Source organism: Staphylococcus caprae (genome assembly GCF_003966625.1).
Taxonomy (GTDB): domain Bacteria; phylum Bacillota; class Bacilli; order Staphylococcales; family Staphylococcaceae; genus Staphylococcus; species Staphylococcus caprae.
Map to the genome: position 1 here is coordinate 587,479 of NZ_AP018587.1, position 24,083 is coordinate 611,561.

21 protein-coding genes are annotated in these 24,083 nt (G+C 32.8%); 12 read left to right on the top strand and 9 right to left on the bottom strand.

The window, feature by feature from the left end:
• Nucleotides 1-6 precede the first annotated feature (6 nt).
• Nucleotides 7-1,506 (bottom strand): serine hydrolase domain-containing protein, encoded by a 1,500-nt coding sequence (locus JMUB898_RS02620; protein WP_002444157.1) that lies wholly within the window; start codon nt 1,504-1,506, stop codon nt 7-9.
• Between the two features lie 288 nt (nt 1,507-1,794).
• Here JMUB898_RS02620 and JMUB898_RS02625 point away from each other — a divergent pair, with 288 nt between their 5' ends.
• The gene (locus tag JMUB898_RS02625; protein WP_002444155.1) at nt 1,795-3,624 is read left to right on the top strand and encodes an APC family permease; all 1,830 of its coding nucleotides are present in this window, start codon (nt 1,795-1,797) and stop codon (nt 3,622-3,624) included.
• A 96-nt stretch (nt 3,625-3,720) separates the two neighbouring features.
• Here the strand turns inward: JMUB898_RS02625 and JMUB898_RS02630 are convergent, their stop codons facing one another.
• Nucleotides 3,721-5,928: a cation:proton antiporter gene (locus JMUB898_RS02630; protein WP_002444153.1), complete on the bottom strand. Its 2,208-nt coding sequence runs from the start codon at nt 5,926-5,928 to the stop codon at nt 3,721-3,723.
• Between the two features lie 251 nt (nt 5,929-6,179).
• A complete protein-coding gene (locus tag JMUB898_RS02635; protein ID WP_002444151.1) occupies nt 6,180-7,583 on the bottom strand; it encodes an amino acid permease in 1,404 nt (467 codons plus the stop codon).
• 332 nt (nt 7,584-7,915) lie between these two features.
• Here JMUB898_RS02635 and JMUB898_RS02640 point away from each other — a divergent pair, with 332 nt between their 5' ends.
• Nucleotides 7,916-8,725, top strand: a complete 810-nt coding sequence (locus JMUB898_RS02640; RefSeq protein WP_002444148.1) for a metallophosphoesterase — start codon at nt 7,916-7,918, stop codon at nt 8,723-8,725.
• Nucleotides 8,726-8,918: 193 nt separating this feature from the next.
• Here the strand turns inward: JMUB898_RS02640 and JMUB898_RS02645 are convergent, their stop codons facing one another.
• Nucleotides 8,919-9,533, bottom strand: a complete 615-nt coding sequence (locus tag JMUB898_RS02645) for a C39 family peptidase (protein ID WP_002444146.1) — start codon at nt 9,531-9,533, stop codon at nt 8,919-8,921.
• Nucleotides 9,534-9,691: 158 nt separating this feature from the next.
• On the opposite strand from JMUB898_RS02645, the gene JMUB898_RS02650 reads away from it, so the two are divergent.
• The gene (locus JMUB898_RS02650; RefSeq protein WP_002444144.1) at nt 9,692-10,159 is read left to right on the top strand and encodes a GyrI-like domain-containing protein; all 468 of its coding nucleotides are present in this window, start codon (nt 9,692-9,694) and stop codon (nt 10,157-10,159) included.
• A 150-nt stretch (nt 10,160-10,309) separates the two neighbouring features.
• Here JMUB898_RS02650 and JMUB898_RS02655 read toward each other — a convergent pair whose 3' ends face one another.
• The 3 genes from JMUB898_RS02655 to JMUB898_RS02665 all read right to left on the bottom strand — a co-directional run bounded on the left by JMUB898_RS02655 (nt 10,310) and on the right by JMUB898_RS02665 (nt 13,585).
• Nucleotides 10,310-11,512: a putative multidrug effflux MFS transporter TcaB gene (locus JMUB898_RS02655; RefSeq protein ID WP_037541644.1), complete on the bottom strand. Its 1,203-nt coding sequence runs from the start codon at nt 11,510-11,512 to the stop codon at nt 10,310-10,312.
• A gap of 173 nt (nt 11,513-11,685) precedes the next feature.
• Nucleotides 11,686-12,393 carry a hypothetical protein gene (locus JMUB898_RS02660; protein ID WP_002444140.1) on the bottom strand — a complete coding sequence of 236 codons (708 nt, stop codon included), beginning with the start codon at nt 12,391-12,393 and terminating at the stop codon, nt 11,686-11,688.
• Nucleotides 12,394-12,439: 46 nt separating this feature from the next.
• On the bottom strand, nt 12,440-13,585 hold the full coding sequence (locus JMUB898_RS02665; RefSeq protein WP_002444138.1) for a glycerate kinase: 1,146 nt from the start codon (nt 13,583-13,585) through the stop codon (nt 12,440-12,442).
• Between the two features lie 182 nt (nt 13,586-13,767).
• On the opposite strand from JMUB898_RS02665, the gene JMUB898_RS02670 reads away from it, so the two are divergent.
• From JMUB898_RS02670 to JMUB898_RS02685, 4 genes are all read left to right on the top strand, one after another.
• Nucleotides 13,768-15,255 (top strand): DUF6056 family protein, encoded by a 1,488-nt coding sequence (locus JMUB898_RS02670; RefSeq protein WP_002444135.1) that lies wholly within the window; start codon nt 13,768-13,770, stop codon nt 15,253-15,255.
• A 16-nt stretch (nt 15,256-15,271) separates the two neighbouring features.
• Nucleotides 15,272-15,652, top strand: coding sequence for a GtrA family protein (locus tag JMUB898_RS02675; protein ID WP_002444133.1), 381 nt, complete (start codon nt 15,272-15,274; stop codon nt 15,650-15,652).
• Nucleotides 15,653-15,892: 240 nt separating this feature from the next.
• Nucleotides 15,893-16,789: a cation diffusion facilitator family transporter gene (locus tag JMUB898_RS02680; RefSeq protein ID WP_044466783.1), complete on the top strand. Its 897-nt coding sequence runs from the start codon at nt 15,893-15,895 to the stop codon at nt 16,787-16,789.
• Nucleotides 16,790-17,000: 211 nt separating this feature from the next.
• Nucleotides 17,001-17,687 (top strand): 2,3-diphosphoglycerate-dependent phosphoglycerate mutase, encoded by a 687-nt coding sequence (locus JMUB898_RS02685; protein WP_002444129.1) that lies wholly within the window; start codon nt 17,001-17,003, stop codon nt 17,685-17,687.
• Nucleotides 17,688-17,898: 211 nt separating this feature from the next.
• Here JMUB898_RS02685 and JMUB898_RS02690 read toward each other — a convergent pair whose 3' ends face one another.
• Entirely contained in the window at nt 17,899-18,003 is a 105-nt protein-coding gene (locus JMUB898_RS02690) for a putative metal homeostasis protein (protein WP_000762708.1), read from the bottom strand.
• Between the two features lie 220 nt (nt 18,004-18,223).
• On the opposite strand from JMUB898_RS02690, the gene JMUB898_RS02695 reads away from it, so the two are divergent.
• The 5 genes from JMUB898_RS02695 to JMUB898_RS02715 all read left to right on the top strand — a co-directional run bounded on the left by JMUB898_RS02695 (nt 18,224) and on the right by JMUB898_RS02715 (nt 22,475).
• A complete protein-coding gene (locus JMUB898_RS02695; protein WP_002444077.1) occupies nt 18,224-19,660 on the top strand; it encodes an MDR family MFS transporter in 1,437 nt (478 codons plus the stop codon).
• A gap of 146 nt (nt 19,661-19,806) precedes the next feature.
• Complete coding sequence (locus tag JMUB898_RS02700) at nt 19,807-20,598, top strand: transporter substrate-binding domain-containing protein (RefSeq protein ID WP_002444075.1); 792 nt, start codon at nt 19,807-19,809, stop codon at nt 20,596-20,598.
• Nucleotides 20,579-21,298, top strand: coding sequence for an amino acid ABC transporter permease (locus JMUB898_RS02705; RefSeq protein WP_002444072.1), 720 nt, complete (start codon nt 20,579-20,581; stop codon nt 21,296-21,298). The genes JMUB898_RS02700 and JMUB898_RS02705 overlap by 20 nt, the downstream gene beginning before the upstream one ends.
• Nucleotides 21,295-22,026, top strand: a complete 732-nt coding sequence (locus JMUB898_RS02710; protein WP_002444070.1) for an amino acid ABC transporter ATP-binding protein — start codon at nt 21,295-21,297, stop codon at nt 22,024-22,026. The genes JMUB898_RS02705 and JMUB898_RS02710 overlap by 4 nt, the downstream gene beginning before the upstream one ends.
• 104 nt (nt 22,027-22,130) lie before the next feature.
• Complete coding sequence (locus JMUB898_RS02715) at nt 22,131-22,475, top strand: ASCH domain-containing protein (protein WP_002444069.1); 345 nt, start codon at nt 22,131-22,133, stop codon at nt 22,473-22,475.
• Between the two features lie 234 nt (nt 22,476-22,709).
• On the opposite strand, the gene JMUB898_RS02720 is transcribed toward JMUB898_RS02715, so the two are convergent.
• Nucleotides 22,710-23,957, bottom strand: a complete 1,248-nt coding sequence (locus tag JMUB898_RS02720) for an aminoacyltransferase (protein ID WP_037541806.1) — start codon at nt 23,955-23,957, stop codon at nt 22,710-22,712.
• Nucleotides 23,958-24,083: the final 126 nt, after the last annotated feature.

Sequence of the window (24,083 nt, forward strand, 5' to 3'; positions counted from 1 at the left end):
TGCAATCTATGTTTTTGGCTGACGTGTCAAAATAACAACAGAAAGCCATATCATAATCATGAGCATGAAAATATAAAAACTAGCGATGAGCCACTTAGCATGAATCGGTAACCATGATAATACGAATGTCCAGCTAGCATTACCTAAAATAAATAATGGAAGCAAGTAAATGGCGATACTAAATAAAACAAAGAGTGTCAGTAGGAGTAAAAAACTGATAAACGCAATTTTTCTTTTATCATATACGATTCGTTTAAGTTTCAATTTATTTAAGCGACTTAGACTCAGTATCAGAAATATAAATGTGCCAATACATGAAAGAATTGTAATTGTGTGATTAAAATTTGCTGATTGATCAATTTTTTGCTCAATAGTTGTATAATGATCATTATTTAAAATTTGCGAATTTAAATTGTCAGTTAAATTTGTAACATGTGAAGAATTCATATTCGCTAATACGACAATGCCATATGATTTTTTCGGATTTAATAAAATTTCAGATGAGAAATTGTCTAAAGTGCCTGTGTGATAAATAGTATGGTCATTCGAATTAATAAACCATCCTGCCCCATAACCATTTGCATCTGCTATACCCTCAGATTTAGAAATGGCCTGATGGGATTGTTCAACAATAGATCGTGTTTTGTCGGAAGGTTCCAATTGCATTTTAATCCAATTTTCCAAATCTTTTGTGCTAGACATCATAAACGCTGAAGGTGTATCCCCAATATTGAATTCTGGTGTGGTTTTTTCAGTGTCACCACTGATTAATTCATAACCAGAAGCCTCATTTTTACCTTTTTTACTTGTAGTTTTAAACGTCGTATCTTTCATGTTTAAAGGTGATAATATATGTTCCTTAATATAAGATTGGTATGATTGGTGTGAAACGTTCTGAACAATGAGACCCAAAATATCGTAGTTCATATTAGAATATTCAAAGGCATCTCCAGGCGCTTCATTCAGTTCTTTACCTTTCGCATAGTCTACTATATTTTTAATACTATTATAGTCTTCAGAATAATGATCTTCTTCAGTGATATCGCTAGGTATACCACTAGTATGACCGAGTAGTTGCTTTATTGTAATGTCCTTTTTTTCATCATCATAATTCATATAAAAACCAGGTACATATTTTGATACTTTATCGTTTAAATTCAGTTTACCTTCCTTAGCAAGTTGTAGCACACTGTATCCAGTAAATGCCTTTGTATTTGAAGCAATTTCAAATCGAGTACGGGGTGTTACTTTTGTTTTCTGACTTACATTAGCATAACCATAACCTTTATTTAAGAAGATTTTATTATCTTTAATGATTAATACAGAAACTCCTGGTATTTTCCCATTTCGCATTGCTGAATGAACAATGCTATCGATTTGCTTTTGCGAATGATGTGTTAACATCGTTTCGGTTTTACTATGTGCTGTATAGTGTTTTGTTAATATACCGCTCATTAAAAGCACCATCATTACGAAAGCAGTGATAATAAAAGGTTTTGTTTTCATTATGCCATCCTCTATCAATTATGTTTTATATTTTTGATTGTACGCAACCTAGATGTAATAAGTGTGTTTATTATAACAGTTTTCGTAAAGATTACTTCATAAGAAGACTCATCACGTTGTTGACAATCTTTTTGTAGTTAAAATAATTGGTAATTTACAACTAAAAATAAGTGTATTATAACACTAATTGAGTAAACTATATAATAAAAGATATCATGAAATCCTATACATTTTCTAAAGATGGGAGTATAGTTTAGCCATTGATAAAGAGTTAAAGAGGTAGGAGTCATGTTCAATCAATTTAAAAGACTTTTGATCGGTAGACCAAAGAAAAATAGAGATTTGAAGGATGAGAAAATAACTAAATTCAAAGGTTTAGCAATCTTATCTTCTGACGCATTATCTTCTGTGGCATATGGGCCAGAGCAGATTTTAATTACTCTATCAGTAGTTGGAGCCGTTGCTTCATGGTATACTTTGCCAATTGCTGGTGCGGTACTTATTTTACTTGCAGCTTTAATCATGTCATATCGACAAGTGATATACGCCTATCCTAAAGGTGGAGGCGCGTATATGGTATCTAAGACGAATCTCGGCGAGAAATGGGGATTGCTCGCAGGTGGTTCGCTATTAGTCGACTATATTTTGACAGTTGCCGTAAGTATTTCGTCGGGTGCAGATGCATTTGTAGCTGCATTTCCAAATTTATATCATTTTAAAGTATTAATTGCTTGTTTATTAGTTTTATTCATATTAATCATGAACTTGAGAGGATTAACTGAATCGGCAACAGTGTTATCCTATCCAGTTTATTTATTTATCATAGGTTTAATTGTATTAATTATTGTAGGAACATACAGAGTTGCAACTGGAGACATTCAACCACATATGCATTCGACTGTGGGGACTGCAGTACCAGGAGTGACATTATTCTTGCTGTTGAAGGCATTCTCTTCTGGGGCATCATCTTTAACTGGTGTAGAAGCGATTTCTAATGCCGTGACTAACTTCAAAGATCCTGCACCAAAAAATGCAGTTAAAACACTTATCGCAATGGGTTCAATCCTTGCTGTCTTACTTGTAGGAATCGTGGGGTTATCTTACGTTTATGGCATTATGCCACAAACTGAAACAACAGTATTATCTCAATTAGCATCAAAAATATTTGGTAATAATGTTGCTTTCTATTTCGTCCAAGCAACGACAGTAATGATATTAGTACTAGCTGCTAATACAGGATTTACTGCTTTTCCGATGTTGGCTGCATCAATGTCTAAAGATAAATACATGCCACGTATGTTTATAGTTCGTGGAGATCGTTTAGGTTATTCTAACTCGATTATTGTATTAGGTGTATTGGCAATTATTTTGATTATTGTATTTAATGGAATGACAGAAAATTTAATTCCTTTATATGCCGTTGGTGTGTTTATCCCATTTACACTCGCTCAGTTTGGAATGGTTTTAAAATGGACAAAAGAACGACCTAAAGGTTGGGGGATTAAATTATCATTTAACTTAGTAGGCGGAACAATTACGTTTATCGTGTTTATGATTTTATTAATTACTAAATTCACTCAAGTATGGCCAATATTACTGTTCTTACCATTTGTTGTGTCCGTATTTATCAGAATTAATACGCATTATAAAAATATAGCTCAAGAATTGCGTTCAGATATCGATGTACATGATATTCCTGTAGTGGATCGTAATTTGGCTATTGTGCCAATACCTAGTATTACGACTGCGGTTGATAAATCGATTTATTACGCACAAATGTTGGCTAACAATGATGTGATTGCAGTACATGTGACTTTTGGTGATGAAGACGATAAAGCGTTGATGGAGAAATGGAAACGACACTTCCCAGATGTAAGATTAGTCATCCTGCATTCAGAATATCGAAGTATCATTCGTCCTATTTCAAGATTTATCGACAAAATTCGTAAGAAAGCAAATGATCAAAATTATTTAATTACAGTGGTTGTGCCTGAATTTATTCCTAAGAAACCGTGGCATAATTTATTGCATAACCAAACAAGTTTTAGATTGAAAATGCACCTCATCTATCAAAAGAACGTTATTTTATGTACAATTCCATTTAAACTTAAAAAATAAAATTTGCACCATTTAAAATAGAGAAAGGCTCAGAAAGAATGTGTTAATCATCTTTCTGAGCCTTTTATATTGAGGTATCCAATGATTTATTAAGTTCTATTCATCTGATTCATGTGATAGGACAATTTCATTATAGTTGATGTTTTCACGTATTTGAGTTGCGACTTCATTTGTAATTTTATTACGCTTAATTAATTCATCTAATACACTTCTTTGTGTATATAAGCCTTCTAATTTCAACTCTCTTTGAATTTCAGGAACGAGTTCATTTGTATGTTGACCGTTTTCTTTAGATGTCTTCGTGAGATGACGGGAACGGCTACGTAACATTCTGGATAGTGAATAGTATTGATTAATGACTAAACTCACTTCTAATACATTTGAACTATTTTGTTCTTCCTTCATTCTTAGAACGATATGATGATTAACAATTCTTAATATCTTTTGAACTTGTTTATAACTTCCGTAAAATTGTTGCTTCCTAATTTCACGTTGTTCTTTCAATTCTTTTCGAGAATTTTTATAAGCTTCACGTTGTTCTCTAATTTTTTCTTTGTTTTCACTAGACGGTTGATGTGCTTCTTTTAATTTTGCATGCGCTTGTTTATGAACTAAGCGTTCTTCTTTTCTACGATTTTTTCTAGCTTTGAAACGTAAGTAAATCATTCTGAAGAAACGTGTGAATTTTTCAACGAAAGTTTTTTCATTATACGCTTGCGTTGCATCCATGACGCTACGATAATCACGTAAATTTGTTGCATCGATTTTGCCACTATTGATAAGTCGTTCCAATGTCTCTGTTTCAACATCTTCAGCAATATCTTCTAATCTCCGAAGTTCCTTCGTATTCTTATTATCTGGCTCTATATTTAACAGAAATCCTAATTCTTGGAAGTATTGGTTCATCACTTGTCTATAATCTACTGTTGGCTGTTCTTTAGATTCCTTTTTAAAATGATCTATCACATTCTGAACGATGAAAATCTTAGCCGATTGATAACTCATACCTTTGAATTGAGGTTCCTCCTCAGAAGGCGTAATCAGAGGTAAGATGACTTGAGCTAAAATTAAACTAATTAAGACCATTAACGATGCAATAAATAATAAATCATTGCGATATTCAAATTGATGTCCATGATTAATCATATACGGTAAGGTTAATGCCATTGAGAGTGAAATTGTACCGTGTATTCCGCACATTGTCATAATGAATGCATAATGTGCTCGCTTTGGAGGTGTTTCTTCATCCTCCGACTCATTCATATAATATTGGATATTTTTCGGGAAATAAAAATCTTTATACCATAAGAAGACCCATATAAAGCGAAATACATAGATTGCAAGTGCAATTAACAAAGTAATCGTAATTAGGAATTTAATATTCTCAGGTTCTTCTTTAACAATCTCCATCAACACTTCGGGTACCATAAAGCCGAGCACCACAAATACAAATCCATTTAATGCATAACTCAGCGTATTCCATATTTGCGTAAAGTTCATTTGTAATTCTGTTTGTGCACGGATTAAACGGTCTCGTTCTAAACCATGAATTAAACCTGCTACAACGACAGCGATAATGCCTGATGCATGAAGTTCTTCGGCCAAAAAGTAAACAGCAAATGGTGTAAGTAGTTGGATAAATGTCAAAGTGTTATTGTCCTTAAGCCCTTTATTCGCTGTAAGGTAAATACGGACTCTGACAACAATAATGCCAAAGATCGCACCAACTAAGATTCCAATAATAGTAGAAATAATAAATTGTTCAATGGCATTCATTGCAGAGAATACACCTGTCACAAGCGCAGTGACCGCAATTTTAAAGGAAATGATACCTGCTGCATCATTCAGTAAAGATTCACCTTCAAGAATCGACATTGATCCTTTTGGTAAAACCTTTCCTTGTGTAATCGCAGAAACAGCTACAGCATCAGTTGGACATAGGATGGCTGCAATCGCAAAAGCGGCTGGCATAGGTAGATCAGGCCATATCCAATGTATAAAATATCCAACGCCGATGACAGTTGTAAAAACTAATGCCATTGCCATCAATATAATTGGTTTGCGATATTCGAGTAATTTAGTTCGCGAAACATGTGTCCCCTCAACGAAGAGGAGGGGCGCAATGACGGCCATCATAAATACTTCGGAATCAAATTCGAAGTGCATTGGGATAGGTAGGATGAAGATAATCACACCTAAACCGATTTGAATAAATGCAGTAGGTATCTTCGGAAACATATTATGTAAAACAGAACTTACGATTACTGCAAATATAAATATTAAGAAAGCTTCTAATAGTTCCATATGATTCTCCTCTATAAAATCAATAACATATATTTTACCATTTCATCGTATAAATAGCATGATTGCAATGTTTATAAAAAAAATAATCATCTATTTGATTATTACCCATAAAAGAAGAGATACATACAGATGATGATAATTGATATAAAAAAGGGAGTAGTGACAGCAATATAATTTTGCTTAATTATATTGCGACCCCACTCCCATGGTATTTGGATGGATATACCCCAATCCTCTTTATTAAATTTAATTTATGTGTTTTCTGCATGCTTTTTATCGAGTATGCGTTGTTTTTTGGCTAAAGCTTTAGCATTCGTTTTGTACTTTTTATAGTAGAAGAATAGGAAGATAAACCAAATTGGTGAGATAAATATTGCCGCACGCGTGTCATTACTAAAGAATAATAATATAAACACGAAGAAGAAAAAGGCTAAAACGACAAATGCAACACCTTGACCCCCAATTAATTTAAATTTACTATTTCTATGTGCTTCGGGATTCTTTCTAACATAAACAATATATGAAACGATAATCATCGCCCAAACGACTAAGAATAGAACAGTTGATAATGTTGTGACGTAGATGAATAACTTGATGGCGTCTGGGAAGATGAAATTTAATAATGCAGCCACTAATAGCGTGATTGATGAAACAAACATTGAAAGGTAAGGTACGCCATTGCTATTCGTTTTAGTTAACACTTTAGGTCCTAAACCTTGTTTAGCCAAACCGAATAAAATACGGCTATTAGAATAAATACCACTGTTAGTTGCTGAAGCTGCAGCAGTTAATACGACAAAGTTAACGATGCCGGCTGCAAATGGAATACCAATTAAGCTGAATAATTTAACGAATGGACTACTGTCCGGATCAATATTATCCCAAGGTATCACTGACATAATGACTAATAAACCACCAATATAGAAGAGTAAAATTCTGACAGGTACGTTGTTAATCGCTTTAGGTATTGTCTTTTCAGGATCTTTCGTCTCACCTGCAGTTACACCGATTAACTCAATACCAATGAACGAATATACTGCAATTTGGAATGACATTAAGAATCCGAATGTACCATGTGGGAACATGCCGCCGTGTTTAACCAAGTTTGTAAATGATGCATGACCGTAGTGCGTCTTAAATGATAGGAAAATTAAAACCAATCCAACGATTACCATCGCGACAATCGTTACCACTTTAATGATTGAAAACCAAAATTCAAGCTCTCCAAACAATCTGGCACCAAGTAAGTTAAATGAAATTAAAATCAATACAATAAATAATACAGTGAGCCAATGGGGGACTTGAGGATACCAATATGCAAAATATTGCCCCATAGCTGTTAAATCAGACATACTTGATACTACCCAACAAATCCAGTATGTCCATCCAATGACGAAGCCTCCGAAAGGCCCTAAGTATTCATTTGCAATATCTACAAATGAATTAAACCTAGAATTACTTAATAACAATTCTCCCAATGCGCGCATAAATGCGAATAAAATAATCCCAATAATCATGTAGGTAAATAACAGTGAAGGTCCAGTTAACGAAATCGTTTGTCCAGAACCTAGAAACAATCCAGTACCAATCGCGCCACCAATTGCGATTAATTGAATGTGTCTGTTATTCAACTCTCTATGCAACTGTCTAGCCATAGATTTCCTCCTCAGAAAAGCAAATATGAAAGCGTTTTCTTTCGTTTAATAATATAGAAATGAGTTGAATAAAGCAATAATTTTCAGAAATATAAGTAAATACATTTATTGTAACATTTGTGATAATAAATACTTATGATTTTTTAGAATTATCAAAATATTCGAACGCAATCATTTTAATTTATAAAAATTCATTAAAGCTAAAAATTATACTTAATTATAATCCTTATTCTTCAAATAGCAAGTCATTATACAATACTGATTAATTAACTTTGATTTCTTGATATGTAATAATAAATATTAATTTAATCATAGTTGAGAAGGGTTAAACGATGAAAATAGGAGCAATTTCAGATTTACATGTAGACCGTCATCCAAAATTGGAGCAAGATGAATATTTAAATGTCTTGAGTCAGGTTATTCAACATAGAAAGCTAGATATCTTATTAATTGCGGGAGATATTTCTAACGATTATCAAATGAGTTATCATTTTATAAAGCAATTAAAGGATAATATTAATATTCCGACATACTTTATACCTGGGAATCACGACTTATGGTCAGATGATTCTGATAAAACATCTACTGAAATTTTAGATTACTACAAGTCAAAAGAAGAATGTCTAATTGGGCGACCTTTCATTATTAATGACGAATGGGCAATAGTTGGAAATACAGGTTGGTATGATTATAGCTATGCCGATACACGGTTTACTCAAGATAAAATCCAAAAAGGTAAACATTACGGGGCAACGTGGCAAGATAAAGTGAGAATGGATTGGTCACTCTCTGATCAACAACTATCTAAAATAGCAGCGAATAAAGTAGAAGAGGATATCAAGCAAGTGTGTAATCGGAATATCATATTAATGACGCATATTGTTACACATCCTCAATTTGTTGTGCCAACACCACATCGTATTTTTGATTTCTTCAATGCGTTTATAGGGACTCATGATTTTGATGCTATCTATGAAGCATATCCTATCAAATATAGTATTATGGGGCACGTTCATTTTAGAAAGGAAATTAAGGAAAATGGAATAACTTATCTTTGTCCGTGCTTAGGGTATCAGCGACAATGGAGAACGCCAGATATGGTGATGGAAATGAATCACGCACTAGTAGATTTTGATATTTAGTATTTAAATATAATATAAACATAAAGAGGTTGGGAACTTTATCGTTTATGCTCTGGGAGACCGATTAACGGCGTCCCAAAAGCAGGATTTTCGGCAAGTAACACATTCACAATTCGACAAAATTTGAGAAGCAATTTTACTCATTGTTTGGTTCTGCTCAAATCCTGAACACTTTTATCCTGACCTCTTTCATTTAATTAGGATTGATATACACACACATTTGACCGGGTGCATCATAACTACGTTTTAATTTCGATTTTTTAATTTTAATGATCTGTTTTTTATTGGGGATAATCGACGGCAAGATGATACCTTTTGCTATCCGAGTCCATAAAGGGTCGATATAATAGTAGTGAGTCTCATCATAACCGATAAGTAAAGTGACATGAATATTCGATACGAGTCGTGTAGGTTGATCATCTAAATGAAAAACGCGATGAAGGGGTCGAGTGCCTAAACTTGTATGATAAATAATGACAGGTTGACCACGATTGATAATTTGTTCAAGTTGTTCCAAACTCGTGCCTGTACCATTTACTACACGTTGATCATATTGTTGTAAAAATGGGACAAAAGCATCTGGAAATATCGTTTGATGATAACCAAACTTAACTAGTAAAGGATGTCCCACGTAACCTTTGTATGGATTATTTGGATGGGTGGGCCATTGACTCATGATATGAGTGGCTTTGATTGAATAATGATTAAACTGGAGTAACATAGCTGCAGAAACACCCTCACAACCCATCACCATAGGTATCGGGAATAATTGACTTATAGGTTTAACTGGTAGAATCGTTTTCTTCATAATTTTTTCCTCAACGTACTAGTATTTATGTAGTATTAAATATTATATAACGTACGATTCATTTAGTATATTAAAATGTTTATTCTTTTTCATAAGGTTATTATTGTGAAAAGGGGTTATAAGATATTTGAGTAAAATTTTAAACGGGGGTATATCAAATGGACTATAATATAAAAAATCTTGATAAAACTAGGATTATTGGTGTTTACAGACATTATAAAAGTGGTGGACACGCACAAAGTAATATTGCAGATTTCTGGGAAGATGTACATTCAATGAAATTGGATGAACGATTAATTGAAAAAAGTGATCAACAACTCAACGGACTTTTAGGTGTATGTATACCTCATCAAGATAAAACGATGGACTATGCAATTGGTGTTACTAGCGCTGACGACCCACATGATGGTTTGGATACATTTTATTTAGAAGGTGGAAAATATTTAGTCGTAGAAGCGAAAGGACCTGTTCCTAAAAGCGTTCAACAAACAATGAATCACATTCATCGAGAGTTGATTCCAAATGAAAATATCGAAGTTAAGCAAGCACCATTTTTCGAATTATATAGAGAAGGCGACACAGAAAGTGATAATTATATTACAGAAATTTGGATGCCAATTCATTGATTTGCTTAACCATAACATAATTGTCTAAATATCATTTCTAACATGATATGACAGAGACTTTGAATAATAGATATGATCATAGCCTCTAAAATGCTTTTACTTAAAAGTCATTTTAGAGGCTATGATATTTAGAAGGTGGAAATTTTGATATTAGGAAACCTTTTTAGAATACAGTTTGAAATATATTATTTGTAGTACAACAAGTAATATTGCAGTGATACTAATAATCATTAAATAAGGTGTCATGTCATGTTCTCCGTTTAAACCGACGAGGGGAGAGATGATTCCACCTAAGATAAATTGAAACAATCCAAGTAAACTTGAAGCATTACCACTTCCACCTGTACGCTCTTCCATTGCCATTGAAAAGCCTAATGGTGCAATTGAGGTTACTGGTGAAATGTTAATAAAGAACGCAATAAGTAACACATATAAGGGCAGATGGAAAGTTAATGTTATGACGAGTAATATCACTCCTGAAATTTGTATAAGTGTTAAGTAAATTAAAATCTTATGTCTACTTATTTTTTCAACTATGAGTGCGACAAGCTGACTTACAACGATTAAACCTACACCATTAATCGCTAACATAACACTAAATTGTGGAGCACTCATATGATATATCCTTTGGGTAATAAAAGGAGATGCTGATGAATAACTAAATAGCATCACGTAAGTTAACCCTTGTAACAGCATAGGTATCACAAATGCTGGTTTTTTAAGTAAATATATGAAATCTTGTAGAATATCTTTGAAATTAAGACGATTTTGGGCTGTGTGTATGTGTGAAGGCATTTTCAAGAAAACACCAACCAATACAATGACAGCGATGAATGTTAGAAATGCAAATATCCTTCTCCAATTAGAAATGGATAATATCAATCCGCCTAGAAGTGGCGCTAATATAGAAATAATCCCATTCACTACCATTAAAGATGCTAAAAACTTAGCTAACGCATTACCATCATACTTATCTCCAACTGAAGCTTTGGCAATGACAATCGCGCCGCCACTTGTTAATCCTTGAATGAATCTCATGATTAAAAATAATGTGAGATGTGTAGTGAATACAGAAATCATTGATGCGATGAAGTATCCTATCATTAAAATCATTGCGACACGTTTACGACCAAAAACGTCTGAAATCGGACCGAATAAAAATTGCCCGAGTGCGAGACCAATCATTGCAAAGGATAATGTAAGTTGTATTTCTGAGGTTGATGTACCAAAATCATGCTGAACTTTAGGCAATGAAGGTGTGTATGTATCTATTGTGAGCGGGCCGAAAGCAGTCATTACTCCTAGAATAATGATTAATATCATTGAGAAGTGCTTGGCACTTGAATTTGTCATAAATAATCTCCTTTGAACAAGTTACAGCATTAATTATATACGTTTTACATATGTTTGTAAGTATTAAACTTTAATCTGAAATTTAAAATAAATAAAAACCCTAGAAAGCTAGTTGATTACATTGCTTTCTAGGATTTAAATGGATTCGACGATTGGGTATGAATTGAGTTGCTTTAATTATTTGAATTTGAGCTGTTACCGTTAAGAATACTTTCTAATTTTGATTTAATGCTATCAAATTTAGTGTTGATATCGTCAAGCATACTATTGATTTTACTTTGGTTTTCGTTGTTTTGTTGTGCGTTGTTAGCATTTTTAAGTTTTTCTAGTTGTTTTTGATAAAATTGAGTGAATTTAGAGTCGGCATTGTTTTCTTCTTTTTGTTTTAATTTGTCAATTTCACTTTGTAATTTATCAATTTGAGATTCACTGTTTTTATTATTTTTAATATCACTTTTAGCAGAGTCCACTTGTTTGTTGATGTCATCATTCTGACTTTCAACTTGTTTTTTATAATTTTGAGACACATTTGGATCGTTATTTACTTTATCATCATTGTGATTCATGATTGCGCGTGTTACGAATATCGCTACCACAATTAATAATATAACGACAAGTGCGATGAGCCATTTTTTAGTTCTACTTGATTTTTCATTTTCTTCTTCTAATTGCTGTTCCCGACGATAGTCACGGCCATTGTAGTAACGTTCCGGTTCATCTTCAAAGCCTCTGTTATCTCTATGTTGATTTGGTCGTTGAGCGTTTGGTCGATTTTGAGATTGTGCTCTGTTTCGATATTCATCTTCTTCTGCTCGTCTTTTATGATTTTGATATTGGTTATCATATTTGTAAGAATCTCTATACTTGTCTGTTCTTTTCATAATGTCACCTCATTAATAATGGTAAACTTCAATGTCTTAGATTTAATTATAAATTTAATTTGATTAATCTTGCGATGTTTGACGCAGTTCTTTGAAGATATTTGGGTCCATTTTCAAGAGCAGTCTTAATATCGCATGGATGTTCAACAATACTAAAGACACTATCAATGCCGTGCTCATACACTGCTTGATAATTGGTTCCGAGACTACCGCAAATTGCGATAACTGGAATGTCAAAGACTTTGGCCGATTTCGCAACGCCTATAGGTGTCTTACCGTAAATCGTTTGTTTATCCAATTGACCTTCTCCAGTAATGACAAGATGTGCATCTTTCACTCTTTCTTGAAAATGTGTTTCCTCTAGAACTAGTTCGATTCCTGGTTGTAGCTTAGCATCTAAGAAAGCGAGTAATGCAGTTCCCATTCCGCCAGCTGCACCTGAGCCAGGGCTATCTTTAACACGCTTGTGTAATTCTACTTCAATTTTATCATGATAGTGGCTAAGTGCGGAATCCAACTTTGGTATCATCTTTTCTGTTGCGCCTTTTTGAGGTCCATATACTTGGGTTGCGCCATTTTCACCTAACAGTGGGTTAGTTACGTCACAAGCCACTTTAAATTCTACGTCATGTAGTAATGGATTCATTTGAGAGATATCAATACGATGAATGGAAGATAATGCTGCGCCACCCTGTGCAATCTCTTTATCGTCAACATCTTTAAAGGAAACGCCTAATGCTTGCAACATTCCAACGCCGCCGTCATTCGTTGCGCTTCCTCCAATGCCTAAGATGATTTTTTTAACACCATGATGAAGTGCATGATTAATGAGTTGTCCAGTTCCATATGAAGATGAGTAAAGTGGATTTCTTTCATCTTCTTTCAATAAGTCAAGGCCGGAAGCAACCGCCATTTCGATGATTGCTGTTTGATGTTGATTACTTATGGCGTACATTGCTTCAATCTCTCTATGAAGCGGGTCTTTGACTTTAGCGGTGTATGATATCGCGTTTAAAGCTTCTTTTAAAGCCTCAGTTGTACCTTCGCCACCATCAGCCATAGGAATTAAATCGAATGTAATATAATTATCCCAGACCTCTTGAAATCCTTGTTGAATGGCTTGTGCTACTTCTTTCGCTGTCATGCTCTCTTTAAATGAATCAGGTGCAATAACAATTTTTAAATGTGACACATGATATCACTTCCTATTAGTATGTCTTATTTCTATTTTATATAAAAATGAACTTCAACTAAAGTAATGTTCATAATTATCTTTAGTAAAAGGATGTATTTTATAATATTATATGTCTATAATAAAATTTAAATAAATCATGTTTTTCATAGAACATCAAGACATCACAGAAAGGATAAGTTATGAATCAAATTAAACAACACGAACAACTTTATTGGTATATAGGTATTATTGTTTTCTACTTCATTATGGCTATTTTAACGCCATTATCGTTTGTAGATTGGCATTGGTACTTAAATTCTCATTTGAGTTCATTGAGTCATGATCTCATGCAGAATAATGGAAGATATTTGGGGAGTTTTTTAGAAATTATTGCTATGCATAGCGCAATCTTCAAATGTTTAAGCTATACGTTTTTGTCATGTTTCATCATCTATTTATGCACCATGATAGTAAATGTGAACAGAAAATTATTGTTTATTATTATAACTTTTACTTTATCTATTATTATCCCAAGCTCAATTTATAGTGAGACTTATGGATGGTTTGCAGGATTTTATAATTATATCCCTTCATCAATCGTTTCGCTTTTTATTTTATATTCTATTATATATATACTTTATGGTGAGAAAGAAGCGAGTATCAATCATCTTTGGCTTTTTTTAATCGCATGCTTATTCGGCCAATTATTCATAGAGAATATGACAATATACAACAGTTTAATGATTCTCATAGGTTCAATTATTTATTTCTTTCAACATAGAAAGCTCAGTTATTACTTAATTGTAGGATTTATGCTAAGTTGTATAGGTGCGATTATCATGTTTTTAAATCCTATTTATTTTGAAATTATTGAAGGAAAAGCGGCATATTATTTAATTTCAGATAAAGGGGGATTCATACATAAAGCAGGCTATACATTGTTGATGCAATTACCAAATTATATCTTTCTTGATCAATATATAATATTAACTGTTATATCACTACTAGTAGCGGGCCTATTACTTAAAAATATAATATTTAAAACGAAGCATATCATCTTAAAAATAGCACTATTCAGTTGTTTATTTAGTCTGCCTGTCTATAAAGTATTGATTTATAATCAATTTCATTTCGAATTGTATACGAAATCATTTTCAATCGCCGTTTTAAATTTACTAATATGTACCGTTTATTTTGTAAGTTTGATTTACTTCATTGTATTAGTGATAAATGAAAGATATCTGAGAGCCATCGCAATAGGCTGTCTCGTGTCTATCGTATTAGCAACGTTACCTTTGTTATTTGTCGCGCCTATAGGCCCTCGGAACTTTTACTTTATTTATGTACTATGGATGATACTTGTACTTTGTTTTGCAAAGCAATATGGTGAAAGTATTAACAGTGCTACAGTTTTTATAAAAACGCTAGTTTGTATACTAAGCTTTATTTTAATTGTAGGATTTAGTTTGATTTATAATAATAGTGTACATAGAATTGAAAATATTGAAACGCAACTTAAAAATGGTAAAAGTCATAAGAATATCATTCTAGAACGTTTACCATTTGAAAGATACACACATTTAACAACACCTACACAGGAAAGGGACTTAAATGATCTCAAGGCATATTATGACTTACCTAAAGATTTAAAATTTAAAGTAGTACCTTTTGGAGTAGATGGAGAATAAATAAAGGAGACACATAATGAGATTAACCCAAACACATTATGAAATTATAAAATTTGTAATAGTGGGTGGAATCAATACTTTAAATTACTATATTGTATATTTATTACTTCTAAAGTTATTAAATGTTAATTACTTAGTCAGTCACGTCACAGGATTTATTGTGAGTTTCATCATTTCATATTACTTAAATTGTTATTTTGTTTATAAAGTCAAACCTACTTTAAAAAAGTTTTTGAGTTTTCCGTTAACGCAAGTTGTGAATATGGGGATGCAAACGCTATTGTTATACATATTCGTGCAATGGTTTCATATTTCTTCAGAAATTGCACCATTTGCAGGATTAGTGATTACCATTCCAATTACTTTTATCTTATCTAAATGGCTGTTGCGAGATTAAACTGTTAACCATACCATCTAAGTCGATTGAAGTTTAGGTGGTATTTTTTATATGAAAAATGATTTAAGAAAGTGCCATAAAAGTGAGGCATATTTGATGAAATTAAATTAATAAATTAGGTAAATCTAAAAATTTAATTAGTTTGTTTACATAAAAAATACAGAAATAAAAAAACGTTGTAATAGCTCGAATATTGATTCATACTATGATTACTAAAGGAAAATAAGGTGGTAAGTTCGCATGTCTCAAAGTGAAAATTTGAAGATAGCCCAACGTGGTGCCTACCTCAGTTTAGTCGTTTACATCATCTTATCGATAACCAAGTATGTAGTTGGATATATGTATAATTCAGCTGCTGTAAGAGCAGATGCTTTAAACAATATGACGGACATTCTCGTATCAATTGCTGTTATTGTAGGTCTTAAAATTTCTATCAAACCAGCTGATAAAAATCATCCTTATGGTCATTTGAAATCTGAGAATATTTCAACGTTATTAGTTTCGTTCATTATTATGTTTGTAGGGATTCAAGTCGTTATTGAAAATGCGCCAAGATTAATCACGCATGATAGACATGTCCCGAATATCATGACTATTATTGTTAGTGTTATAAGTGGTGTAATTATGTTAGGTGTATTTTACGTTAATCACAGACTTGCTAAGAGAACAAAAAGTAGTTCATTAAGTTCAGCCGCAAAAGATAATTTATCTGATAGTTTAGTTAGTATCGGAACAGCAATTGGTCTAATATTTACACAAATTGGATTTCCGATTGTCGATATTATTTTAGCGACATTTTTAGGATTGTTAATTATTTATACAGGTTTTGGAATCTTTAAAGAGTCTATATTTACTTTAAGTGATGGTTTTAATGAAAAGGATTTGGAAGAGTATCGTAATGATATCTTGGAAGTGGAAGATGTTATTGATGTAAATAGCATTAAAGGTAGATATCATGGTAGTAGTATTTTTCTTGATGTAACGATTGTGGTTCAATCTGATTTATCTTTATATGAAGCGCATCAAATTTGTGATAGAGTTGAAAATCATTTACATGGTAAAGGCATTTCGTCAGTATATGTTCATCCAGAACCTAATGATAAGGAACATCATATTAATAATGACTCAATATCATAACATATCAATAGATCTTGCTCTTTGTTAATGTGAGCGGGGTCTATTTTTTTATGAGTTAGGATGATGAATTTTAAAAATTGATAAGGGAACAGGATATTACTAAAATAGCCATACAATTGTTTGGGAAATATGGGAATTGCGTTTTATAATAAAAGTAGTGAGAGAAAAGTGTGGCCAATTAAGTAATTTAAACTAGGAAGGTGTTTTTCTTATGCCAAAATTAATATTATGTCGTCATGGACAAAGTGAATGGAACGCTAAAAACTTATTCACAGGGTGGTCAGACGTTAAGTTATCGGAACAAGGTATTGAGGAAGCGAAAACAGCAGGAAAAAAAGTAGAAGAAAATAAATTGGAAATTGATGTTGCTTATACATCATTACTTACAAGAGCTTTAGAAACTACACAATATATTTTAGCTGGTTCTGATCAACAATGGATTCCAGTTCATAAAAGTTGGCGTCTCAATGAACGACACTATGGTGCACTACAAGGTTTGAATAAAGATGATGCTCGTGAAAAATGGGGCGAAGAGCAAGTGCATCAATGGAGACGTTCTTATGATGTTCAACCGCCTGCAGAAAGTGAAGAACAACGTGATGATTACTTACGCAATCGTAGATATAATCACTTAGATAAAAGAATGATGCCGTACTCTGAAAGTTTAAAGGATACTTTAGAACGTGTGGTACCTATATGGACTGATCGAATTTCACAACATCTATTAGATGGAGAAACAGTACTTGTGTCTGCACATGGTAACTCTATAAGAGCATTAATCAAATATTTAGAAGATTTATCAGATGAGGAAATCGTCGGATATGAAATTAAGACAGGTGCACCACTTGTTTATGAATTAACAGATGATTTGGATGTTAAAGATAAATACTATTTATAATATAGAAAAATAACGCAAGCCATTAAATGATAAAGTATTAAATTATCATTTAATGGCTTTTCTATTGTGAAGTTATAAGCTGATAGTAAGGAAATTTAAGAATAAAATGTTTAATAGCTTACCCAATTCGGGGAAATGATAACGATATCGTAAGTTGATTCACATTCAAATAAATATTTTTAATGATATTTGCATAGTTAAATTTTAAAAATTATTTAGCTCTTTTATGTTGTTTAATAATCTTTAAAGCACGTTTTCTTGTTTTGATATTTGGACTGTTAAGATTACGTCGTGCAGTTTGTAAATCTAGTTTCATATCATTTTCCTCCTTTTCTAGCTATATTATGGAAGAAAAAAGTTTATTTGTAAATAGTAATTATTACGATTTACTAAAAATAGTTATCCTTTCTCAAAGGCACTAACAATTTTTGAAGTTATTTTCAGTAGTAAAATGAGTCAATTATATGATTGATGCACTCAAAATATGTATAATAGGCAAATATCTAATTGATAATTTATAAAAAGGAGGGATAATCATGTCTTTAAAAACCAAGTTAGTCATGATTATTACAATGTTACTTGGTGGATTCTTTGGATTATTAAATGAGACACTATTAACAACTGCATTACCAAGTATTATGAAAGATTTTCATATCCAATATTCCCAAGTACAATGGCTAACGACAGCGTTTCTACTCACGAATGGGGTAGTCATTCCATTGTCAGCTTTAGTCATTCAACGCTTTACAACAAGACAAGTGTTCTTAACGGGAATTCTGATTTTCTTTATAGGAACAATTGTCGGAGGTTTCAGTCCTAATTTTACAATTTTATTATTCGCAAGAATTATTCAAGCCTTAGGTTCGGGAATTATGATGCCATTAATGATGACAACCATTCTTGATATTTTCGAACCACATGAACGTGGTAAATACATGGGTATCTTCGGACTTGTCATTGGTTTAGCGCCTGCGATAGGTCCTACGCTATCAGGTTATTTAGTGGAGTATTTTAACTGGAGATCGTTATTCCATGTCGTTGCACCTATTGCGGCAATCACATTTATCATTGCTTTATTTACCGTTAAAAATGTTGGCACAAACGTGAAAGTGCCTATTGATATCATTTCGATTATATTATCTGTCTTTGGATTTGGTGGTCTATTATATGGTACAAGTTCGATTTCACACGATGGATGGGATGATCCAATTGTCATAACAACAATTATTGGCGGTATCATACTCGTAGCATTATTTATTTGGAGACAATCTCATCTTGAAACGCCATTACTTAATTTCGGAGTATTTAAAAATAAACAATTTGCTATAGGATTATTAATCATGGCAGTAACGATGATTTCCATGATTGGTTCAGAAACAGTACTACCGATGTTTGTTCAAAACCTATTAAATGAGTCTGCACTTGATTCAGGACTTATACTTTTACCTGGTGCGATTGTCATGGCAGTGATGTCTATGACTTCTGGTGCTATGTATGAAAAGTTTGGTGCCAAGCCATTAGCTATCATCGGTATGTTAATCGTGATTATCACAACCTCTTATTTCGTAGTGATGGATGAACATACATCAACAATTATGTTAGCAACCGTTTATGCGATTCGTATGATAGGTATTGCTTTAGGATTAATGCCAGTCATGACACATACGATGAATCAATTAACACCAGAAATGAACGCACATGGATCTTCCATGACGAATACAGTCCAACAAATTTCCGGTTCAATTGGTACGGCAGGTTTAATTACAATCTTGAGTCAGGCGAGTCAACATTTTTCACCTAAAATGAGTGACTATAAAGGTATGAATAAACAAGAAATAATTGGTCAAATTAAAATTGATACGATGCTTCATGGTTACCATGCTGGATTTTTATTTGCGGTTATTATTACAGTTATTAGTTTCCTATGTACATTTATGATTAAGAAAACTTCCAAATCTAAGACTCAAGAGTAAACATGCGTGCGTGTTTTTGAGTATAAAAAATATATTAGAACATTCTGAACACTTGATATAAAAGAACTTCTTATTGACTATTATAATTTTAAAGGATAAAATATTTTTATTCCGATTAGAATAATAAGAATAAGGGGTTTAGATAAATGAAGAGACTTTTATTTTGCGTTATCGCATTAGTTTTCGTGTTAGCCGCATGTGGCAATAACGATTCTTCAAGTAATAAAGATGGTAAATCAAGCAGCAAAGATGATAATACATTACGTGTAGGTACTGAAGGTACATATGCACCATTCACTTTCCACAATAAAAAAGACCAATTAACAGGTTACGATATTGATGTCATCAAAGCCGTAGCTAAAGCAGAGAATTTGAAATTGAAATTCAATGAAACATCATGGGATTCAATGTTCGCTGGATTAGATGCAGGACGTTTCGATGTTATCGCTAACCAAGTTGGTGTCAATAAAGACAGAGAGAAGAAATATAAATTCTCAGATCCTTACACATACTCAAGTGCAGTATTAGTCGTTCGTGATAATGAGAAAGATATTAAATCATTTAATGATGTTAAAGGTAAAAAGCTAGCACAAACATTTACTTCAAATTATGGTCAGTTAGCTAAAGATAAAGGTGCTGACATTACTAAAGTTGATGGTTTTAACCAATCAATGGATTTATTATTATCAAAACGCGTTGATGGTACATTCAATGATAGTCTTTCTTATTTAGATTATAAGAAACAAAAGCCTAATGCTAAGATTAAAGCAATTAAAGGTAATGCTGAACAAAACAAATCAGCTTTCGCATTTTCTAAAAAAGTAGACGATAAAACAGTTCAAAAATTCAACGAAGGTCTTAAGAAAATTAGAGACAATGGTGAATTAGCTAAAATAGGTAAGAAATGGTTTGGTCAAGATGTTTCTAAGTCTAAATAGTGAACAACAACACGCTTTAGATGCAGCAAAACAAGCATTTGGTCCAATGTTAGAGGGATTGGTGAAATACTCAATCCCTATTACTATAGTTACATTTATATTAGGACTTATTATTGCCTTGTTTACTGCATTGATGCGTATTTCAACAAGTAAAATTTTAAGAGGTATCGCACGCGTTTATGTTTCAATCATTCGAGGTACACCAATGATTGTTCAGTTATTTATTATATTTTATGGTATACCAGAGCTTGGAAGACTTATTACCAATGATGCGGATAATCAATGGACATTAGCACCAGTTGTAGCAGCAATTATAGGATTGTCATTCAATGTAGGCGCTTATGCATCTGAAATTATTCGTGGAGGTATTATTTCAATTCCGAAGGGACAAACTGAAGCGGCATATTCAATCGGAATGAATTATCGCCAAACAGTTCAGCGTATTATTCTACCACAAGCGATACGTGTTTCTATCCCTGCATTAGGTAATACATTTTTAGGGTTAATCAAGGATACATCATTATTAGGATTTATTCTTGTAGCTGAAATGTTCAGAAAGGCTCAGGAAGTAGCTTCAACTTCGTATGAATATTTAACAATATATATTCTTGTAGCTATCATGTATTGGGTTGTATGCTTTATCATCTCTATTATTCAAGGATGGTATGAATCACGCATTGAAAGAGGGTATCGCTCATGATTGAATTAAAAAATATCCATAAGTCTTTTAATGATACAGAAGTGATTAAAGGTATCGATTTAACAGTCGATAAAGGTGAAGTTGTGACATTAATAGGACGTTCAGGCTCAGGAAAGACGACCTTACTACGTATGATGAATGCATTAGAAATACCAACTCAAGGTTCAGTGTTTGTAAACGGTAAAACCTATACTGAAAAGGATAAAAAATCACAAATCGAAGTGCGTCAACAATCTGGTATGGTCTTCCAGAGTTATAATTTATTTCCACACAAATCCGCATTAGAGAATGTGATGGAAGGTCTTGTTACAGTTAAGAAAATGCAAAAAGCTGAAGCTAAAAGTAAAGCAATGGAACTATTGGAAAAGGTAGGTTTAGTGCACGTTAAAGATCAACGTCCTCATGCATTATCAGGAGGGCAACAGCAACGTGTAGCCATTGCTCGAGCGTTAGCTATGAATCCTAAAGTCATGCTTTTCGATGAACCTACATCAGCACTTGACCCAGAGTTAGTAAATGATGTGTTAAAGGTGATTAAAGAACTAGCTGATGAAGGTATGACAATGGTCATTGTTACACATGAAATGCGCTTTGCTCGAGAAGTTTCAAATCAAACAGTCTTTATTCATGAAGGTGTAATCGCAGAACAAGGCGCACCAGATGAATTATTTAATCATCCTAAAACTGAAGAATTAAAACGCTTTTTAAATGTAATTAACGAAGAATAGTAGAGGTAGCCATGTAGACGTGAATTAGACGTTTACATGGCTATTTTGTGTTAGAATAGGTGTAATTTAATTTTTCAAAAAAGAACAGTTTGAGGAGTGAAAGAATGGAGCACTCGATGAAACTCTATGTTGAGCCATTTGAAGCGGTTCGCAACAATAGAAAGACGATAGAAATAAGATTAAATGATGAAAAAAGACAATCAATTAAAATAGGAGACACGATAGTCTTTACAAATATAGAATCACCTGAGAAAAAACTGAAAGTAAAAGTGTTAGAAAAAAGAGTTTTCGATACTTTCCAACAGTTATTTAATTATTATGATAATGATGATCTCGGTTATAGTGATAATGTTTCGCTAGCACAAAAAGTAGCTAGTATTTATAAAATTTACAATCAAAATGATGAATTAAATCACGGCGTTGTAGCTTTAAAAATAAAATTAGTTTAATCATAAATATGACTGTATATAAAAACTGCCCCCAAAGTCAGAGACCTTGAGGGCAGTGTAAAAGGTTGAGACTAAAATATATTCTCAAAAGAATCAAGTAGTATTGATGGCGACACGCCTGCAGGAATAGCATGAGTCTTGAGACTACAGGCTCAAGCCATGCCCGCGGCAAGGGAGCTGGTCAATACGAAGTGATATTATAATCTAGTTAATGTCTCAACAACACAACTTCTATTATTTACGGTTTTCTAGTGTTTCTTTTACTTTATAGAAAATAGGTTTAATCGGTTTGATAAAGTCACCGATATATTCATAAACATCAGCATTAAAGCCTTCTTTGAACTTTTGAACACCTGCATCTTCAGCATCTTCACTAAAGTCCCCAGTAATACCATAGAAATTATATCGATCAATGTTATGTTCTTTTGCGAACTTAATCATTTCCCATTGTAAACGATAAGCTCCCATATACGCATTATATTTAGGGTTTGAACCACTTGAAAGATAATATACTTCATGATCATTATAAATATACAATGCTGCAGCTAAGTTCAGTACTTGTCCTTCTTCATCAATTTTTTCTTTAGTCTGTTTGATTTTACGTTCATTACTATCAAATTGTTGTTTAACTTGAGTATGTTTTGTCTTATTTTTCTTAGAATTAGGATTCTCTTCAAGTGTTTGTTCAACCTCTTTAAGTTGCTTTTCTAATTCTTTATGTTTGTCTTGTAACGTATTTAAATAATCTTGTAAGTCAATGTAAGCAAGTTTAAGCATTGCATGGTCTTCATATGTTTTTTGCATATCTTCGAAATATGGTTTTTCACGGAATTTGAAACCATGTTTCTCTTCGGCCATTTGGAAGAGTTCAAAGAACGTATCAGTTTCTTCGATAGGAAGTGTTTTAACTTGGACGCCCATTTCATATGTTTTCTTAATGTTACGGCGAGTTTGATAATCCATTTCTTTCAATAACTGATCTTCGGATTTATCTTTAAGATTTAGAACGGATAACCAGCGAATTTGGCTCATCGTATCGTAACCAACTGTATAGCCTTGGTGTTTATAACCTAAGTCTTCTAACGTTTTAATGAAAGGTCGATTATCAAATGATTCGATAATTTCACCTTCAGCATTTCTTAAGTTTTCTAACAAGTAAGGGTCAACAAGTACATATAAACAGTTGCGCTTTTTCAAATAATCTGTGAGGGATTTGAAGAAGAAACGAACTAATGTCAAGTTGCGATAATCCATCACTGGACCTCTATGTGTGTAGAAATATTTAAAGAATTTAAGTGAACGTGCTTCTGTTAAAAGACAAGCAGCAATGACTTTATCATTGTCATCCTTAACTCCCACAAGATGAACGTCACCTTTCATTTTATTACGGTTATTATAATGTATACTGGATTGTGTATAATGAGAAAAGTTTTCTGAAGTAAATCGATCAAATTCTTCAGATGTCAAGTTAACAAATTTCATCATCAATCTTCCCCTCTATGTCGATTTCGTTATCAATATTGTCATGATTTATCTATTTTACCAAACTAAAGGCATCATTACATATAATAACACAAATAATAACGTCATACTTTTGTATGAGATAAA

Coding starts and splice junctions, on each gene's coding strand:
- JMUB898_RS02620 (WP_002444157.1), bottom strand. CDS start 1,506: ATGAAAACAAAACCTTTTATTATCACTGCTTTCGTAATGATGGTGCTT.
- JMUB898_RS02625 (WP_002444155.1), top strand. CDS start 1,795: ATGTTCAATCAATTTAAAAGACTTTTGATCGGTAGACCAAAGAAAAAT.
- JMUB898_RS02630 (WP_002444153.1), bottom strand. CDS start 5,928: ATGGAACTATTAGAAGCTTTCTTAATATTTATATTTGCAGTAATCGTA.
- JMUB898_RS02635 (WP_002444151.1), bottom strand. CDS start 7,583: ATGGCTAGACAGTTGCATAGAGAGTTGAATAACAGACACATTCAATTA.
- JMUB898_RS02640 (WP_002444148.1), top strand. CDS start 7,916: ATGAAAATAGGAGCAATTTCAGATTTACATGTAGACCGTCATCCAAAA.
- JMUB898_RS02645 (WP_002444146.1), bottom strand. CDS start 9,533: ATGAAGAAAACGATTCTACCAGTTAAACCTATAAGTCAATTATTCCCG.
- JMUB898_RS02650 (WP_002444144.1), top strand. CDS start 9,692: ATGGACTATAATATAAAAAATCTTGATAAAACTAGGATTATTGGTGTT.
- JMUB898_RS02655 (WP_037541644.1), bottom strand. CDS start 11,512: ATGACAAATTCAAGTGCCAAGCACTTCTCAATGATATTAATCATTATT.
- JMUB898_RS02660 (WP_002444140.1), bottom strand. CDS start 12,393: ATGAAAAGAACAGACAAGTATAGAGATTCTTACAAATATGATAACCAA.
- JMUB898_RS02670 (WP_002444135.1), top strand. CDS start 13,768: ATGAATCAAATTAAACAACACGAACAACTTTATTGGTATATAGGTATT.
- JMUB898_RS02675 (WP_002444133.1), top strand. CDS start 15,272: ATGAGATTAACCCAAACACATTATGAAATTATAAAATTTGTAATAGTG.
- JMUB898_RS02680 (WP_044466783.1), top strand. CDS start 15,893: ATGTCTCAAAGTGAAAATTTGAAGATAGCCCAACGTGGTGCCTACCTC.
- JMUB898_RS02685 (WP_002444129.1), top strand. CDS start 17,001: ATGCCAAAATTAATATTATGTCGTCATGGACAAAGTGAATGGAACGCT.
- JMUB898_RS02690 (WP_000762708.1), bottom strand. CDS start 18,003: ATGAAACTAGATTTACAAACTGCACGACGTAATCTTAACAGTCCAAAT.
- JMUB898_RS02695 (WP_002444077.1), top strand. CDS start 18,224: ATGTCTTTAAAAACCAAGTTAGTCATGATTATTACAATGTTACTTGGT.
- JMUB898_RS02700 (WP_002444075.1), top strand. CDS start 19,807: ATGAAGAGACTTTTATTTTGCGTTATCGCATTAGTTTTCGTGTTAGCC.
- JMUB898_RS02705 (WP_002444072.1), top strand. CDS start 20,579: ATGTTTCTAAGTCTAAATAGTGAACAACAACACGCTTTAGATGCAGCA.
- JMUB898_RS02710 (WP_002444070.1), top strand. CDS start 21,295: ATGATTGAATTAAAAAATATCCATAAGTCTTTTAATGATACAGAAGTG.
- JMUB898_RS02715 (WP_002444069.1), top strand. CDS start 22,131: ATGGAGCACTCGATGAAACTCTATGTTGAGCCATTTGAAGCGGTTCGC.
- JMUB898_RS02720 (WP_037541806.1), bottom strand. CDS start 23,957: ATGAAATTTGTTAACTTGACATCTGAAGAATTTGATCGATTTACTTCA.